This is a genomic window from Pseudomonas yamanorum, from assembly GCF_013386765.1.
Lineage (GTDB): Bacteria > Pseudomonadota > Gammaproteobacteria > Pseudomonadales > Pseudomonadaceae > Aquipseudomonas > Aquipseudomonas yamanorum_A.
This window is the reverse complement of sequence record NZ_JACARE010000019.1, coordinates 40,681-55,553: the sequence shown is the minus strand read 5'-3', so window position 1 is coordinate 55,553 and position 14,873 is coordinate 40,681. Positions and strand designations below refer to the sequence as shown.

Here is a 14,873-nt window from a genome sequence, read left to right as displayed (position 1 = left end):
TGATTGAAGGGGCGGGGACGGTTCAGATGCCCCACGCGAAGGGATCCTGTTCGTCGATCAGCAAGGTGCTGTCGGCGGTCATGTAGGCGCGGCCGGTGATGGAAGGGCGCACACGTTCGCCTTCCCATTCATAGCTGCCTTCGAATTGGCTGCCGGTGATGCTCGCCTGCACCCAGGGTTCACCGGCGGCGAGTTTGCCGTCGGCCGCCAGGCACGCCAGCTTGGCGCTGGTACCAGTGCCGCAGGGCGAGCGGTCGTAGGCTTTGCCCGGGCACATGACGAAGTTGCGGCTGTCGGCCTGGTCGTCGTCGGCGAACAGTTCGATATGGTCGATCAGGGCGCCGTCTTCGCCGTGGATGCCCTGGTTTTCAAGGGCCTTGAGCATCGCCCAGGTGTAATCGGTCAGGGCTTCGACGTTGTCCATTTGCAGCACCTGGCCGTGCTCGGAAACCAGGAAGAACCAGTTGCCGCCCCAGGCGATGTCGCCGTACACCCGGCCGTATCCGGGCACATCTACCGGCACCTTTTGGCGATAGCGATAGGCGGGCACATTGCGCAGGGTCACGGCGCCGTCTGCGTGCAACGTGGCGCTGACCGGGCCCACCGGCGTGTCGATCTTGTGCACGCCCGGCGCGATCTGCCCCAGGTGATGCAACGAGGCGACCAGGCCGATGGTGCCGTGCCCGCACATGCCGAGGTAGCCGGCGTTGTTGAAGAAAATCACGCCGCAGGTGGCATCGGCCGAGACCGGTGCGCAATACAGCGCGCCCACCAGTACATCGTTGCCACGGGGTTCCAGCAGGCACGCCCTGCGCCATTGGTCATGCCGGGTACGCAGGTCGTCGAGCTTGTCGACCATGGTTTCGCCGGCAAGCTCGGGAAAACCGCTCATCACCAGGCGCGTGGGTTCGCCGCCGGTGTGGGAGTCAATGATGTGGACTCGTTTCATATCGCTATCCATTCAGGGGTGGGCTGAGGCTCAGGAAGCAAGCTGCACTCGGCCGATGTCGGGCTCAGGCGCTTCGCTTTCGTCGTCTTCGGTTTCCAGGCGAACCAGATGGGCCGGCACGCCGGTGGCTGCGCCCCAGTAATAAATACCCAGCGCGCAAACGGCGACGACCACGGTGTCGAAGGGGTGGCTGAGGATGCCCAGGCCACCGAAGCTGCCGAGTTTCGACAGAAGGATGGTCACGGCGTAGAAGCCGATCAGCCAGGCGGAGGAACGCACCTGGCGGCCCAGGCTCAGGTGCAGGGTCGGCACAAAACGCCCGCACAGCAGGTACACCACGAACATCAGGATTTGCAGGCCGAGCAGCCACGACACGGTGCTCCAGCCGGACCAGTAGACGATCAGCGCGGCGATGATGAACGACAGCGGGCCGAGCACCGCCATCCACTTGACCCGGAACGGGCGCGGCAGGTCTGGCGCGTTGCGGCGCAGCGCGGCAACAGAAACCGGTGCTACGGCGTAGCTCAACACCAGCGCGGCGGACACCACGTTGATCAGCGCTTCCCACGACGGGAAGGGCAGGGTCCAGAACACCGACAGGCCAAAGGTCAGCCACAACGCCGGGCGCGGGATGCCGGACTTTTCATCGATGCGCGTGAAGACCTTGAAGAAGGTCCCGGTCTGCGCCCAGCCGTAGATCACCCGTGGCGTGGCGTTCATATAGATATTGCCGCAACCGCTGGGGGAGATCACCGCATCGGCCACCACCAGGTAGGCCAGCCAGCCCACACCCAGGGCGAGGGCGATATCGCGATACGGCAGGGCCAGTTCCTTGGCCACGCCGGCCCAGCCGTTGGCGAGCATTTCGGTGGGGATGCCGCCGAGGAAGGCGGTCTGCAACAGCACGTAGATCGCCGTGGAGAGCAGCACCGACAGGATCAACGCAATCGGAATGGTGCGTTGTGGGTTTTTCACTTCGCTGGCCACCGAGATGATCGGCGTCAGGCCCAGGTAAGCGAAAATCACCCCCCCGGCGGACACGGCCATTTCGATGCCCGACAGGCCGAACGGTGCAAAGCCCTGGGAATGGAAATTCTCCGGCTTGAAGAAGGTGAACAGCACGCCGATCACCAGCAGCGGCACGATGAACTTGAACACGCTGACCAGGTTATTGGCCATGGCGAAGGTCTTTACGCTGCGGTAGTTGAGGGCGAAAAACAGCGAGAGCAGCGCAAACTGTACGAACCAGCCAAGCACGGTGGGGTTGCTGGAACCGGCCTGTGTCAGTTCGGGAAACCAGGCCGCAGCGTATTGGCGTGAGGCGACCACTTCAATCGCCACCAGGCTCGAAAACGCGATCAGCGTGATAAAGCCCATCAGGTAGCCCAGCAGCGGGCCATGGGAGTAAACCGGGTAGCGCACCACGCCACCGGCACGGGGCAATGCCGCCCCCAGTTCGCAGTACACGATGCCCAGCAGCAGCACGGCAAAACCGCCCAGCAACCAGGAAAAAATCCCCGCCGGCCCGGCGATGGCGGAGACGTGACTGGCCGCGAACAGCCAGCCCGAACCGAAGATCGCTCCCAGTCCGATAAAGGTGAGGTCGATCAATGAAAGCTGTTTCTTGAACTTGCCTTGGGCTGACATGGCGGCGCCTTCTTGTGGGTTATTGGATAGGCATGCAGTGGCCATACAGTGAACCCATCAACGGCGCCGCGATTGATGTTTTGCGCAGGCTGCGATGACGAAATCAGCACAGTTTCGAATACTCGACATGGCCGCCACCATGCGGCAATCTGCTCGCCAGGCACCGCCCGCCGGGCGCCTGGCCTGTCCGCAAAATGCAGGAGAGAGCGTCATGATGCAGAGCGCGTTCGCAACCCTTTGCCAAGGGAGCGAGACCCACCGCCCGCAAACCATTGAAGAATTACTGGCCGGCGTGGGGCTGTTGTTGCCGATGCTGGACGTGATTCCCAATGCCGCGATCTTTATCAAGGACGTGCAGGCGCGCTACGTATTGGCCAACCGTACCCTGGTGCAGCGGTGCGGGTTGAAGCACCTGCAACCGTTGCTGGGAAAAACCAGCGCCGAGGTATTTCCGGCGCAGTTGGGGCCCGGCTACACCGAGCAGGATCGGCGGGTTCTGGAGCAGGGATTTGTCCTGGAGGATCAGCTGGAATTGCACCTGTACGGCACCCGCGAGCCGGGTTGGTGCCTGACGCACAAATGGCCGCTGTATAACCGCGACGGTGCAATCATCGGCCTGGCGGGCATCTCGGTCGACCTGCAGACCGCCAGTGAAACCCACCCGGCCTATCAACGCCTGGCGGCGGTGGACGAGCACATTCGGACGCATTTCAACCGGCGCGTTACCCTGGGTGAATTGACGCGGATCGCCGGGATTTCAGTGGCGCAACTGGAGCGCTACTGCAAGCGCGTGTTCCACCTGACGCCGCGCCAGATGATCCAGAAGGTACGCCTGGAACATGCGCACCGGCTGCTGCATACCGAGATGCCGATTACTGAGGTGGCGTTGCAGTGTGGGTATACGGATCACAGTGCGTTTACCCGGCAGTTCAAGGCGTTGACCGGGTTTACGCCGAGGCAGTATCGGCAGGCAACCGGCAGTTAATGTCATGTAGAGGTTGATGTCTAATTGCTATCACTCGGATACAATCACCCGCGGCCGATCCCGGCCAAGCCAATGATGGCGATATGGAATAGGTGATTCAGATGAGCGTTCGGATAGCGTTGGGGATGGTGGCACTGATGGTATTGGCGGGCTGCGCTACCAGCCGTTCGGAAGTCGATGTGAACGTTGCACCGCTGAGCGCTGCTCACGTCGCTGCAGCCAGCAACGGTAAAAAGGTGTTGATCAGTGCCGTGGACGAGCGTGTGTTCCAGATTGATCCTCCCGAAGCCGATATCCCCTCCTTGAAAAACGACGAAGTGACGGACAAAACCATCACCGAGCGCGCTATCGCCCGCAAGCGCAACACCTACGGGAAAGGGCTGGGTGACGTTTTGTTGCCGTCCGGTCGTACGGTGTCGCAACTGGTCAGTGAGTCTGTAGCCCTGGCCTACAAGCAGGCGGGTTATGAAGTGGTGACTGAAGCCAACGCAACGGGTGCAGAGCCGGTGAAGGTGCACATCGTCGAGTTTTGGTCTTGGTTTACCCCGGGTTTCTTCTCGGTGGACGTGAACAACAAGTCTCATCTGCGCATCGAAACCTCGGCCCCCAACACCCTGGAAGTGATCACCCGCAAGAAGGAAAGCATGCAGGCGGTGACTGAAAGCGACTGGAAGAAAATCACCGAAGCCGGTCTTCAGGAAGTCTCCCAGGCAACCTTCAAGAAACTCTGATGGACAACGACTGGCCCTGTCTTGATGACAGGGCTTTTTTCATGGAGATCTGCCTTTGAAAAAACTGGCCCTGGCGCTGTTCTGCAGCCTGACCACAGGTTGTGTCGGTTTTTACCAGCAACCCGCCCCCACTGCTCCCCACGCCACACTTGAAGCCATCCAGGGAACCAACACCCTGCTCAACGGTGGCGTGCAAATGTATTGGGCCTACTACGACCCGGGCTGCAATGACACGGCAGAGACCGGCGTGCTGGGTACTCGCAAAGGCGAGGCCAGCGAGCGGTTTTTACTGATCCCCGATCGACGCGTCTACGTGAATGTCATGAGCAGCGGTGGCGCCAACAAGGAAGGCGCAAATTATTTTCGCAGTTGCGCCAACGTGGCCAGTTTTATCCCTGCCGTTGGCGCGACTTATCAAATTATTCAGGCGGTACCCGTGAGTGGCTGCGGGGTGGAGATCACCGACAAAAGCACCGGGCAGGCGCCTGAGTCGTTCAGGAAAGAAGCCGTGGTAGGCGGCTGTTCCCCTTGAGTCAGTGGGTTTGCGTGACCTTTTTCAGAAACCTTGGCTGATCCGGATTACGCCCGCGCGCCACGGCCAGACGCGCGGCAATCAGGTAAAACCCCTGGATCATGGTGAACGGTTCCAGCACGGGATGGCCGGTCGGAACGCTGGTCAACAATCCCTTGCAAACCGTGCCATGTGGGGCCACCACCATCACCTTGGCGCCCCGTGCGCGCATGTCTTCGGCGAACGCCAGGGTGCCCGCCTGCTCCGGACCCGAAGGGGCGAACACCAGCACGGGATAACCTTCTTCAATGATTTCCATGGGCCCGTGACGTACCTCGGCACTGGAAAACGCTTCGGCCTGAATACCAGAGGTTTCCTTGAGCTTGAGCGCGGCTTCCTGGGCAATCGGCAAGGCGGCACCACGACCGATCACGATCATCTTGTCGGCGTTTTGCAGCACGTCGAGCACCCGGGACCAGTCCTCGCCGGCGGCTTCACTCATCTGCTGCGGCAACGACAGCAGCGCTTGGCTCAAGGTGTTATCGGCCGCCAAGCGGGCCACGATTTGAGCGCTCGCCATCAACATTGCTACATAACTTTTGGTCGCCGCCACGCTTTGTTCCAGGCCGGCGGGCAAGAGGATTTCATTCCCCGTGATGGCTGCCAGTGGCGAGTCAGCGGTGTTGACCAGCGCTGCCGAGGCCGCGCCCCGTTGTTGCAGATAGCTCACGCTGTCGATCAGATCCGGGCTTTTACCCGACTGGGAAAAGGCGGCCACCCAGCATTTTTTCAGGCGCAGCGGCGGGTGTTGCAGGCTGACCAGTGACAGGGGAATCGACAGGCAGGGCACGCCCATCAGGCTCATCATGGCGTAGCTGAAGTAAGCGGCCGCGTGGTCTGAACTGCCCCGCGCGACGGTGATGATCAGATCCGGCAAGTCGCTGGCCAACTGCGCGGCCAGTGCCCGCACGGCGCGGTCATCATCAAGCATGCGTTGCAGGATCGTCGGGATCGACGCGGTTTCACTGAGCATCAATGACATGACTCAACTCCTGATAAAGGGTGTTGCCGGCGTTGAGCACCTGCTGCGCGATGCCATTCAAGCCGACGGCGTCCATGGCCATGCTCAGGGCCCCCCACAGTGGAGCATCGTGGGTGAAATGCGCAGCGGCGATGGTGGGCGGGAAGGGCACCACGCGGCGGATCAACTGTTCGAGGATCGGCGCCAGCGTCGAGGCCTGGCGGTACAGGCCACCGCCAATTGCGATGCGCTCCACATCCAGCGCCACCGCCAGGTTGGCCACTTGCACGGCGCACGCGGCGATGCGCAGCTCCAGCGCCTGGCGTACCTGCGGGTCGACGCTGGAAAACAGGTCTAGCGGCTGATGCCCGTGCCCAAGCATCTGCGCCGCCAACTCGCTCAAGGCGTTACCGGAGAACAGCTCTTCCAGCGGCGCGCCACCGTGCTCATAGGTACGCCACTGATCAGGCTGCGCCGGGTCGAGAAACGGTGACAGCAGGTAGGCGATTTCCATGGCCGCGCCGTTGTGGCCGCGAATCAGCTTGCCGTTGGCAATCGCCGCCGCCGAAAGGCCGGTGCCCAGGTTCAGGTAGATCGCGTTATCGACACCGGCCAGCGAGCCCCAGCGGACTTCGGCGAGGGCGCCGGCCTTCACATCGTTATCGAGGGCCACCGGGGCATTGCCAAATGCCTGGGCGATCAACCCGTGCAGGTCGAGGTGTTCGAAGCCCGGGGTGTTGGGTGCCATCAGCAAGGTGGGCCCGCGCACCACCCCGGGAAACACCGCCGCCACGCTCAGCACCGGCAGGTCGCCGAACTCGGCCACGCAGGCATGGGCGGCATCCAGGATGCGTTGCAGTGCCGGCACACCGGATAAACCGTCGGCGTGGGTCGCGAGAATCCGTGTATTCATGCGCGGGTGTGCAATGTTGTAGCAGGCGACCTGCGTCTTGGTGCCGCCGACATCAATCGCCAGCAGCAGCCCTTGCCGGGGCGCCGCAGCGCCCGTTGTTTCCAATGGTTCGTGCATAACGCTCATCACTTATCGAAAGGCCACAGTTTTTGCACCCGCGCCCACAGCAGGTATGCCACGCTGCCGGCCGCTACCCACACCAGCGACCACTGGATCGGGTAAGCACCCGGGGCGTTATGGTTGGACGCCATATAGATATAGACCCAACCCAGCAGCGCGATAATCGCGGGCACCGGGTACAACCACATTTTGTAAGGTCGTGCCAGGTGTGGCTTGGTCTTGCGCAGCACCAGCAGCGAGATGATCTGCGCCACCGACTGCACCAGGATCATCACTGTGGTCAGCAACTGAATCAGCGTATTCAGGTCGGTCAGGCGTCCAATCATGAAGCCCACGGATGTCAGCAGGCCCATGCTCAGGATGCCGTAGGTCGGGAACGCGTGCTTGGGGTGGACCTTGCTGAAGGCGTTGAAAAACACCTTGTCTTTCGCGGCTTCGAACGGCACCCGGGAGCCGCCCAGCAGCCCGGCAAACACGGAAGCGACGGCAGTGATCAGGATCAATACGGTGACGATCCCGGCGGCAGTGCTGCCCCAGGTTTCACTGAGTACGACCGAGGCGACGGACTTGTAGGCAGCGGATTCGGGGTCGAGCATGCGGTGCCAATCCACCACACCCAAAACCCCCACTTGCATCAACAGGTAGATGGCGAGAATGCCCAGGATCGAAAACACGATTGACTTGGGAATCACCTTCCCGGGTTGCTCGACTTCACCGGCCAGGTACGCGGAGGTGTTGTAGCCCAGGTAGTCGTAAATGCCGATGGTCAGGCCGCCGGCCATACCCAGCCAGAAACTGCTGTCGCCGAGGTTGAACGCGCCCTCGGGGAAACTGAAGGCCAGGTCGGCATGGAAATTGGTAAAGGCAGCGGCGATCAGCGCACCGATGCTGATCAGCATGATCACCCACAGCACGACGCTCAATTTGGCGATGGACTCGATCTTGCGCCACAGCATGACGATGACCAGCCAGATCACCGCGAGGCCGATCAGGTTACCGGCGGTCTGGCTCATGTTCGGCCAGAACCACGTCAGGTACTGCACGAAGCCGATGATGCCGGTAGACATGATCAGCGGGATGAACAGCATGGCCGTCCACACGAACAGAAACGGCAGCAGCTTGCCCGTGCGCTTGCCGAAGGCTTCCCGCAGGTAATTGTAAGTACCGCCCGCGCCCGGTAGAGAGGCACCGAGTTCAGCCCATACCAGCCCGTCACACAGGGCGAGCAAGGCGCCGAGGATCCAGCCGAGGTAAGCCTGGGGGCCGCCCATGATCACAATCATGGTGGGAATGGTGATGAACGGCCCGACGCCGCACATCTGGCTCATGTTCAGGGTGATGGCGGGGAACAGACCGATTTTGCGTTTGCCATTGGGTAAGTCCGGATCGACAGGTGTCAACGTGCTCATGGGGTAACGACCTCTTAATCGAGTGACAGAAGGGGAGAAGGGCAGTTGCAAAGGGGTTGCGTGCCATCAGGGGCTTCTATCGACCCGTCATTGTTTTTATGGGGCGTAATCGGAAATTGCTGTAGGCGCAATCGTCCGAGGCGCTAAGAAAAGCACGATGTGAGTATTAATTCAACTTGATTTAATTAATTGCGGCGGCGGATTATCAGCCCATGAAAAATCCCAAGCTCAAACGTGCGGTGACCACCGGCACCAACGCCGAACATGCCCGACAGCACAACCGCCGGGTGATCCTGGAAGCCATTCGCCAGAGCGGGCGCCTGACCCGTGCCGATCTCACGCGGCTGACCTCGCTGACGGCGCAGACGGTGTCGAACATCGTCACCGAGCTGCAGGACGAGGGCGTTCTGCTGGCGCACGCGGCCGAGAAGGGCGGCCGTGGCCAGCCGCCGGTGCCGCTGTCGCTGAACCCCGAAGGTGGCTACTCAATCGGCTTTCATATCGAACAACATCACATCATTGCCGTGTTGCTCGATTTGCTCGGCGAGACGGTGGCGCAGGTGACGTTGACGGTCAGCTACCCGACGTTCGATCAGGCGTTGCCGTTGATCGTGGGCTGCGTAAAGGACTTCTGCCAGCAACGTCCGGGAGGCCGTTTCCTCGGTGTCGGTATTGCCTTGCCGGGGCCTTTCAGCGTTGAAGGCATGACCTGTGTGGGTCCCACGGCAATGTCCGGCTGGGACGACCCGGGCATCCCGCTACGGTTGCAGCGGGACATCGGCTTGCCGGTGCTGATTGAAAACGACGCCACCGCGGCAACCATGGGCGAGCGCCTGTATGGCATCGCCAGCGGCCTGCACAACTTCGTCCACCTGTTTATCGGCAGCGGCCTGGGGGCGGGCCTGTATCTGGATAACCGCCTGTATTCCGGGCATTGGCACAACGCCGGCGAGATAGGACACATGACGGTGATCCCTGACGGCAAGGCCTGTTATTGCGGGAATCAGGGCTGTCTGGAGCGCTACATCTCCATCGCCGCACTGCTGGAGCATCTGGGGCATCCGGCCGAGCAGGACCTGGCGACCTGGGACATGAATGATCAGGAACTCAACGAAGGCGTCGACGCCTGGCTCGACGAAGCGGCGCCCGCGTTGAAGCAGGCCATCAACATTCTTGAGTCGGTACTCGACCCGCAGACCATCCTGATCAGCGGCTTTCTGCCCCAAGCGATTCTGGTCCGGCTGATCGCCCGCCTCGAACCCCTGAGCCGCTCCATCAGCAGCCGCTCGGATCGCCTGCACCCACGCATTCAAATGGGCACCGCCGGGCACGACGCGGTGGCGCTGGGCGCGGCGGCGTTGATGATCCTGGCGGAAATCAGCCCGGACTATGAGGCGCTGCTCAAGCCAGAATAAACCCGGTTGTCAGCGTCTGGCCTTCAGGGTTTCAAGCATCGCCTCGGCGGCCAGGGCATGGACCTTGCGCGTCGGGTGCCATTCATCCCAGTAGTAATGCGCGTCCGGGTTTTTACACACGGGCTTCACGTCCGGATAGGTGTGCTGGCAAGGCGTATCAAGGTCTTTCAACCCCGCAACCCCGGGAGCCGCGCGCAGCTGGTCGCTGAACGCCACGTGGTCGAAGTAGCTGATGCTGACCTGATGGGTTTTGGCCAATGTGCTGAGCACCACCGGCAACTTTTGTTCGAGCGCCTGCTGGTAGCTTTTCGCGTTCTCGACTTGATTGCCCTGCACCACGGCCGGCACATGACTCAAATCCGTGGTGCCCACCACCATCACATGTTTGGCGCCTGCGGCAATCAGTGTCTCGGTGGCTTTCTGAATATTCGCTACGCTGTTCTGGCTGAGCACCGCAACCGACTCGGGGTGTGAGAAGTCGGCCCATTCAAAAAAGTCGTTGGCCGAGATGAAAATGAAATACAGCGCGTTCGGGTCCGCCTTGTGTGCCTTGGCGGATTTCAGGTAGTCGGCGATCTGGCCCGAAACGCCGGTGTCGCGCGCCGGTTCCATCCATGCGTAGTAGTTGCCGTTGCCACTCTTGGCGCCGCCGACGGCGTAGTCGGTCAAGGGGGTCTTCAAGGCGCGAGCCAGGTTCTCGACGGCAGTCGGGCCGTTGCTCCAGCGGCCTTTCCAATACAGCGAGCCGGGCAGTTCCTGCGCATCCTTGACCTTCTGCGTGGCCAGGGTTTTGGTGAAGCGTTCACCCGCACCGTTGTCGGAGTAGCTGTCGCCGAATGCATACAGGTGATCGTAGCGCGGGGCGGCACAGGCGGTGGAGGCGGTCAGTACCAATAGAGCGGCCAGGCAAGCGCGTAAAGTCATTGGAAATCTCCCGGGTGGTCATCCCAGAGTACCGGCCACGCGGTATTTGTCCTGGGGCGGTTGCGACCTGTGTGTAGCTGAGGGCGCAAGGACTGTTCTGTATGCGACAGGGGGTTATCGCTGCTAATGTCCGCCGGATTGGGCATTCACATCAGGAAGATTGAGATGGCATCAGCGATAGAGTTGTCTTTCGACGTTACGGAACAAGAGCGCCAGGCCATCCTCCAGCCGCTGAGGGCGTACAACATCAGCCAGTGTGGCGAGAACCCGTTTGAAACCTTCGGGCTTTTGCTGCGCGATCCTGTCAGCCAGGACGTGGTGGGCGGCCTCTACGGGAAAATCTCTTATGGCTGGATGTTTGTTGAACTCTTGAGCGTGCCTGAATCGATGCGCACCCAAGGCACCGGTTCAAAGCTGATGCAGGCGGCAGAGGACCTGGCGCGGGAGAAAAAGTGCGCGGGGATCTGGCTGGATACCTTCAGCTTCCAGGCTCCCGGCTTTTATCGAAAACTGGGCTTCAGCGAGTTCGGGCATATCGCCGACTACCCGCCAGGGCACAAACGCCACTTTTTCCAGAAGCACCTGGCCTGAGGGCTAGCGACTCACGGACCGCCACGTCACCAGTCCGTCCAAACCCTGATCGGACTTCAAATACCTGAGCACATTCTGGGCCTGGGCCTTTTCTTCAAACGGGCCGACAAAGGCGTGGGGAGGTTCATCGAGAACGGTGGGCACATCGAGTTCCTGCAATTGCGCCACCAGCAGGCCAAACCCTTCATCGCTATCGGCGGTAATGCGCACGACCCAGCCGCTGCGATTTTTCAGGGCGATGGGCTCCACCTCGGCGCCACAGTGTTTGCACTGCGCGGCGGCGGCTTTGATGGGGCTGGAACAGGCGGGGCAGGGGCGCAGGTCTTCATGCACCAGGGCGTCAACACCGGTCTTGGGAATGCGTGGCAGCAGCAGGAGGACAATCAGCGGGACCACGGGCACGAACACGGCTATCGCAAACCATCTTGGCCCTGATCGGCCGCGCTGACTGGCCACGTAGGCGGTCACAATGGCGAGTGCCAGCAAAAGGGGAGGGTAGATGCTCATTTATTCGTCCTTGTCTTTATTTAGCGAGCCCAATGCCGACGCCGGGCATAGCCCAACGTCGGCACTCGCAGCGCTGGCAACATGGATACCCGCCAGGGGATTACTGCGCCTTGGCGTTCTTGATATCCGCGATTACTTGCTTGGCAATCGCCTGGACTTGCTTCTGGGTCATGGCCGACGCAATGCCTTCCCACGCCGAAGACTCGGTTTCATAGGTGCGCGCGCCCAGCGGTGCGCCGGACTTCAAGTCGGAAAAGTCGGCTTTCGAGAACACCCAGGCGTTGCCCACCAGCGCACCGGCAGCGTAGCGGGTGCCCGCGGTCAGGTAGCGGAACTTGCTGACGTTGATGGTGATGCCCACGCCGTCGGCACTGCCGGTGTTGATGGTTGGCGTTTCCTTGAGGCTATAACCGGCCTGTTGCGCTTCGGTTTGCAGGGCCGCGCCCCATTGTTGCTTGAGCAGTGGCCAGTCCTGGTTTTGCTCGACGGTGGTGTTGCCTTTAAAGCTCACCACCAGGTTTTGTTTGGCCGATTCCGGAATGGCCAGGGCGTCTGTACCGCCGCTTTTTACCTTGGCGGCACAACCACCCAGCATCGAAAGGGCGACAGCGAACGACAGGGCAAACAGGGCCTTGGAGGTTTTCATTGATTTCCGTATCCACAGAGATTGAGAGAGGGGAAGCCACCGTATCCGATGGGGGCGCTACGATGCTTGAAGACCCTGCTCCATGGCAAGCAGCTATGCCTCCCGCCCGGGGAAAAACAACGCGAAGCACGTCACGCCGTCTTCACTGCTCACGCTGTACCGGCCGTTATGCAATAGCATGATGGTCGCGACAATCGACAGCCCCAACCCGTTGGAATGGGCCGAACGTTCCCGGGATTCATCCACGCGATAAAACCGCTCGAACAACCTCGGCAAGTGCTCCGCCGCAATGGTCGCGCCGTGGTTGGTCACGCTCAGGCTGATACCCTCGGCGCAGGGCGTGGCGCGGATCAGCAGTTCGGTACCTGGCGCACCATATTTGATGGCATTGGCACACAGGTTGGCCAGGGCACGGCGCAGCAGCATCGGTTCGGCCCAGATCACCCCGTGCCCTTGGGCGAGAATGCTGATGTCGACGTCGCCCGCCAGCCCTTCGAAGTAGTCGGCCATGCGTTCCACTTCGTCGGCCGCGTCCAGTTCCTGGCGTTGGCGCAGGGCGCTGGCCGGGTCGGTGCGGGCCAGGAACAGCATGTTGTCGAGCATGCGCGCCAGGCGTTCGAGCTCTTCGACGTTGGAGGCGAGCAGTTGCTGGTAGGCCTCGACGCTGCGGTGTTGCTGCAACGCCACTTGGGTTTCTCCGAGCAAATTATTGATCGGTGTGCGCAGTTCGTGGGCCATGTCGGTGGAGACCTGGCCCAATTGCACGAAGCCCTTGGCCAGGCGTTCGAGCATGGTGTTGAACGAATCAATCATCGGCAGCAGTTCTTTCGGTGCGCCGTGGCTGTCGAGGCGCGCGGCGAGGTTACCCACGCCGATGCCTTGGGCATGCACCGCCAGGCGCCGCAATGGCAGCAGGCCGCGATGCACCATCAGGTAGCCGACCACCGCCAGCACCAGCGCGGCGATACTGGCGAGGATGTAGACACTCAGCCGATAGCTGGCGAGCACGGCGGTGCGCTCGGTCATCAGCCGCCCGGTGGTGACTTGCAGGCTGCCCAGGTCGCCCGAATCGATAGTGGCTGCCAGGGTAGAGAAGGGCACGCCGTTGATGCCGGGCAAGTGCTGCACGTCGGCGAATTCCAGGGTGTGGTCCCGGGGTACCGGGGTCACGTCGGGCATGTCGATGTTACCGGGGTTCACCTCCAGCAATGGCTTCTGCCCGGGCGCTGCGATGCTCAGCACCGACTCGCGGTTGCCCAGCATGTTCTGGAACAGCTCCGGCTTGGTCTTGATCAGGTCCAGGGTGTTGCTGTCGTTCAGCAGGTTGCGCAGTTGGTCGACGCGGTAGATCAGTGCGGCGTCGTCACGGTGGATCAGTTCGCGCTCAAGCTCGCGGTACAGTGCTACGCCGAGAGTGGCCAGCAGGGCGAAGGCCAGCAAGGCAAAGATCAGTGCCAGGCGCAGGGTCAGGGAGTAATGCCGAGGCTGGCTCATGGTTGGGTATCGAAGCGGTAGCCGATGCCGCGCACGCTGTGGATCAGCTTGAGCTGGAACGGGTCGTCGATTTTCAGGCGCAGGCGGCGCACGGCCACGTCGACCACGTTGGTGTCGCTGTCGAAATTCATGTCCCATACCCGCGAGGCGATCAGCGAGCGCGACAGGACCTGGTCCTGGTGGGTGGCAAACAAGTGCAACAAGGCGAACTCCTTGTTGGTCAGGGTGATGCGCACGCCGCCGCGGGTGACGCGGCGCTTGAGCACGTCGATCTGCAGGTCGGCGATCTGCAGTTGTTCTTCTTCACGGCTCGGCCCGCGCCGGGTCAGGGTGCGCAGGCGCGCCACCAGTTCGGCGAAGGAAAACGGCTTGATCAGGTAATCATCGGCGCCCAGCTCCAGGCCCTTGATGCGGTCGGCGATGTCATCCCGGGCGGTGAGGAACAGCACCGGCGTATCGGCTTCCTTGCGCAGGCGACGCAGCACTTCCCAGCCGTCCATCTTCGGCATCATTACGTCCAGCACGATCACGTCGAACGGGGTTTCCAGGGCCAGGTGCAAACCGTCCACACCATCGCGGGCGAGGCTCACGGAGTAACCCAGTTCCTGCAGGCCGTTAAGCAGGTAGTTGCCCGCCTTGGGCTCGTCTTCGACTACGAGGATATTCATGGGATTGCCCTGTTGATGTGCCGGTTGTGCGTGGCGCAAGTGTAGCCCGATCAATTGTCATTGGGGCAGCCGATGCCCTGTACCTGGTAGTCCAGCACGTGTTCGCGGCCCTGGCTGTCCAGGTAGTCGAGGCGGGCGGGGACGATGCCGCACTGGCCGTAGGTGTCGGTGCTCGACAGTACTTTCGCCACGTCCATGTGCATGAAGAAGCCAGGTTTGTCGTGGATCACCGAGGTCGTGGTATCGGCAAAGGCCGAGCCGGTGGCGAGGAGGGCGGCAAAGCCGAGGATAAAAGTTTTCATGGCGGTATCTCTCTTTAAGGGTTGGCTGCCGGTCTGCGGC

At 61.6% G+C, this 14,873-nt stretch carries 16 protein-coding genes; 5 read left to right on the top strand and 11 right to left on the bottom strand.

Going from position 1 to position 14,873, the window contains the following annotated elements; genetic code table 11:
• Nucleotides 1-22: 22 nt before the first annotated feature.
• Entirely contained in the window at nucleotides 23-949 is a 927-nt protein-coding gene (locus HX875_RS16400) for a 4-hydroxyproline epimerase (protein WP_177043933.1), read from the bottom strand.
• Between the two features lie 30 nt (nucleotides 950-979).
• A complete protein-coding gene (locus HX875_RS16395; protein ID WP_177043932.1) occupies nucleotides 980-2,596 on the bottom strand; it encodes an APC family permease in 1,617 nt (538 codons plus the stop codon).
• Nucleotides 2,597-2,807: 211 nt separating this feature from the next.
• On the opposite strand from HX875_RS16395, the gene HX875_RS16390 reads away from it, so the two are divergent.
• The 3 genes from HX875_RS16390 (at nucleotide 2,808) to HX875_RS16380 (ending at nucleotide 4,844) form a co-directional block, all read left to right on the top strand.
• Entirely contained in the window at nucleotides 2,808-3,581 is a 774-nt protein-coding gene (locus HX875_RS16390) for an AraC family transcriptional regulator (RefSeq protein ID WP_177043931.1), read from the top strand.
• A 101-nt stretch (nucleotides 3,582-3,682) separates the two neighbouring features.
• Entirely contained in the window at nucleotides 3,683-4,312 is a 630-nt protein-coding gene (locus HX875_RS16385; RefSeq protein ID WP_177043930.1) for a flagellar biosynthesis protein, read from the top strand.
• 55 nt (nucleotides 4,313-4,367) lie between these two features.
• The gene (locus HX875_RS16380; RefSeq protein ID WP_256348114.1) at nucleotides 4,368-4,844 is read left to right on the top strand and encodes a hypothetical protein; all 477 of its coding nucleotides are present in this window, start codon (nucleotides 4,368-4,370) and stop codon (nucleotides 4,842-4,844) included.
• A gap of 1 nt (nucleotide 4,845) precedes the next feature.
• On the opposite strand, the gene HX875_RS16375 is transcribed toward HX875_RS16380, so the two are convergent.
• Genes HX875_RS16375 through HX875_RS16365 form a run of 3 tightly spaced genes read right to left on the bottom strand, consistent with a single transcriptional unit; the run spans nucleotide 4,846 to nucleotide 8,286 of the window.
• Nucleotides 4,846-5,865: an SIS domain-containing protein gene (locus HX875_RS16375; protein ID WP_177043929.1), complete on the bottom strand. Its 1,020-nt coding sequence runs from the start codon at nucleotides 5,863-5,865 to the stop codon at nucleotides 4,846-4,848.
• Nucleotides 5,846-6,874, bottom strand: a complete 1,029-nt coding sequence (locus HX875_RS16370) for an ROK family protein (RefSeq protein ID WP_177043928.1) — start codon at nucleotides 6,872-6,874, stop codon at nucleotides 5,846-5,848. The genes HX875_RS16375 and HX875_RS16370 overlap by 20 nt, the downstream gene beginning before the upstream one ends.
• A gap of 8 nt (nucleotides 6,875-6,882) precedes the next feature.
• A complete protein-coding gene (locus HX875_RS16365) occupies nucleotides 6,883-8,286 on the bottom strand; it encodes an APC family permease (RefSeq protein ID WP_177043927.1) in 1,404 nt (467 codons plus the stop codon).
• A gap of 212 nt (nucleotides 8,287-8,498) precedes the next feature.
• Here HX875_RS16365 and HX875_RS16360 point away from each other — a divergent pair, with 212 nt between their 5' ends.
• A complete protein-coding gene (locus tag HX875_RS16360; protein ID WP_177043926.1) occupies nucleotides 8,499-9,701 on the top strand; it encodes an ROK family transcriptional regulator in 1,203 nt (400 codons plus the stop codon).
• Between the two features lie 9 nt (nucleotides 9,702-9,710).
• Here HX875_RS16360 and HX875_RS16355 read toward each other — a convergent pair whose 3' ends face one another.
• Nucleotides 9,711-10,625: an SGNH/GDSL hydrolase family protein gene (locus HX875_RS16355; RefSeq protein WP_177043925.1), complete on the bottom strand. Its 915-nt coding sequence runs from the start codon at nucleotides 10,623-10,625 to the stop codon at nucleotides 9,711-9,713.
• 165 nt (nucleotides 10,626-10,790) lie between these two features.
• Here HX875_RS16355 and HX875_RS16350 point away from each other — a divergent pair, with 165 nt between their 5' ends.
• Nucleotides 10,791-11,216: a GNAT family N-acetyltransferase gene (locus HX875_RS16350; protein ID WP_177043924.1), complete on the top strand. Its 426-nt coding sequence runs from the start codon at nucleotides 10,791-10,793 to the stop codon at nucleotides 11,214-11,216.
• Between the two features lie 3 nt (nucleotides 11,217-11,219).
• Here the strand turns inward: HX875_RS16350 and HX875_RS16345 are convergent, their stop codons facing one another.
• The 5 genes from HX875_RS16345 to HX875_RS16325 all read right to left on the bottom strand — a co-directional run bounded on the left by HX875_RS16345 (nucleotide 11,220) and on the right by HX875_RS16325 (nucleotide 14,833).
• Nucleotides 11,220-11,723, bottom strand: coding sequence for an SPOR domain-containing protein (locus HX875_RS16345; RefSeq protein WP_177043923.1), 504 nt, complete (start codon nucleotides 11,721-11,723; stop codon nucleotides 11,220-11,222).
• A gap of 100 nt (nucleotides 11,724-11,823) precedes the next feature.
• Nucleotides 11,824-12,369 carry a DUF4410 domain-containing protein gene (locus tag HX875_RS16340; RefSeq protein WP_177043922.1) on the bottom strand — a complete coding sequence of 182 codons (546 nt, stop codon included), beginning with the start codon at nucleotides 12,367-12,369 and terminating at the stop codon, nucleotides 11,824-11,826.
• A gap of 93 nt (nucleotides 12,370-12,462) precedes the next feature.
• Nucleotides 12,463-13,863: a heavy metal sensor histidine kinase gene (locus HX875_RS16335; RefSeq protein WP_177043921.1), complete on the bottom strand. Its 1,401-nt coding sequence runs from the start codon at nucleotides 13,861-13,863 to the stop codon at nucleotides 12,463-12,465.
• Nucleotides 13,860-14,531, bottom strand: a complete 672-nt coding sequence (locus HX875_RS16330) for a heavy metal response regulator transcription factor (RefSeq protein WP_010175671.1) — start codon at nucleotides 14,529-14,531, stop codon at nucleotides 13,860-13,862. The genes HX875_RS16335 and HX875_RS16330 overlap by 4 nt, the downstream gene beginning before the upstream one ends.
• A gap of 50 nt (nucleotides 14,532-14,581) precedes the next feature.
• A complete protein-coding gene (locus HX875_RS16325) occupies nucleotides 14,582-14,833 on the bottom strand; it encodes a DUF2790 domain-containing protein (RefSeq protein ID WP_177043920.1) in 252 nt (83 codons plus the stop codon).
• Between the last annotated feature and the right edge of the window lie 40 nt (nucleotides 14,834-14,873).

Bases quoted from the DNA above. Each gene is read 5' to 3' on its own strand.
- HX875_RS16400 (WP_177043933.1), bottom strand. From the start codon at position 949: ATGAAACGAGTCCACATCATTGACTCCCACACCGGCGGCGAACCCACG.
- HX875_RS16395 (WP_177043932.1), bottom strand. From the start codon at position 2,596: ATGTCAGCCCAAGGCAAGTTCAAGAAACAGCTTTCATTGATCGACCTC.
- HX875_RS16390 (WP_177043931.1), top strand. From the start codon at position 2,808: ATGATGCAGAGCGCGTTCGCAACCCTTTGCCAAGGGAGCGAGACCCAC.
- HX875_RS16385 (WP_177043930.1), top strand. From the start codon at position 3,683: ATGAGCGTTCGGATAGCGTTGGGGATGGTGGCACTGATGGTATTGGCG.
- HX875_RS16375 (WP_177043929.1), bottom strand. From the start codon at position 5,865: ATGTCATTGATGCTCAGTGAAACCGCGTCGATCCCGACGATCCTGCAA.
- HX875_RS16370 (WP_177043928.1), bottom strand. From the start codon at position 6,874: ATGCACGAACCATTGGAAACAACGGGCGCTGCGGCGCCCCGGCAAGGG.
- HX875_RS16365 (WP_177043927.1), bottom strand. From the start codon at position 8,286: ATGAGCACGTTGACACCTGTCGATCCGGACTTACCCAATGGCAAACGC.
- HX875_RS16360 (WP_177043926.1), top strand. From the start codon at position 8,499: ATGAAAAATCCCAAGCTCAAACGTGCGGTGACCACCGGCACCAACGCC.
- HX875_RS16355 (WP_177043925.1), bottom strand. From the start codon at position 10,625: ATGACTTTACGCGCTTGCCTGGCCGCTCTATTGGTACTGACCGCCTCC.
- HX875_RS16350 (WP_177043924.1), top strand. From the start codon at position 10,791: ATGGCATCAGCGATAGAGTTGTCTTTCGACGTTACGGAACAAGAGCGC.
- HX875_RS16345 (WP_177043923.1), bottom strand. From the start codon at position 11,723: ATGAGCATCTACCCTCCCCTTTTGCTGGCACTCGCCATTGTGACCGCC.
- HX875_RS16340 (WP_177043922.1), bottom strand. From the start codon at position 12,369: ATGAAAACCTCCAAGGCCCTGTTTGCCCTGTCGTTCGCTGTCGCCCTT.
- HX875_RS16335 (WP_177043921.1), bottom strand. From the start codon at position 13,863: ATGAGCCAGCCTCGGCATTACTCCCTGACCCTGCGCCTGGCACTGATC.
- HX875_RS16330 (WP_010175671.1), bottom strand. From the start codon at position 14,531: ATGAATATCCTCGTAGTCGAAGACGAGCCCAAGGCGGGCAACTACCTG.
- HX875_RS16325 (WP_177043920.1), bottom strand. From the start codon at position 14,833: ATGAAAACTTTTATCCTCGGCTTTGCCGCCCTCCTCGCCACCGGCTCG.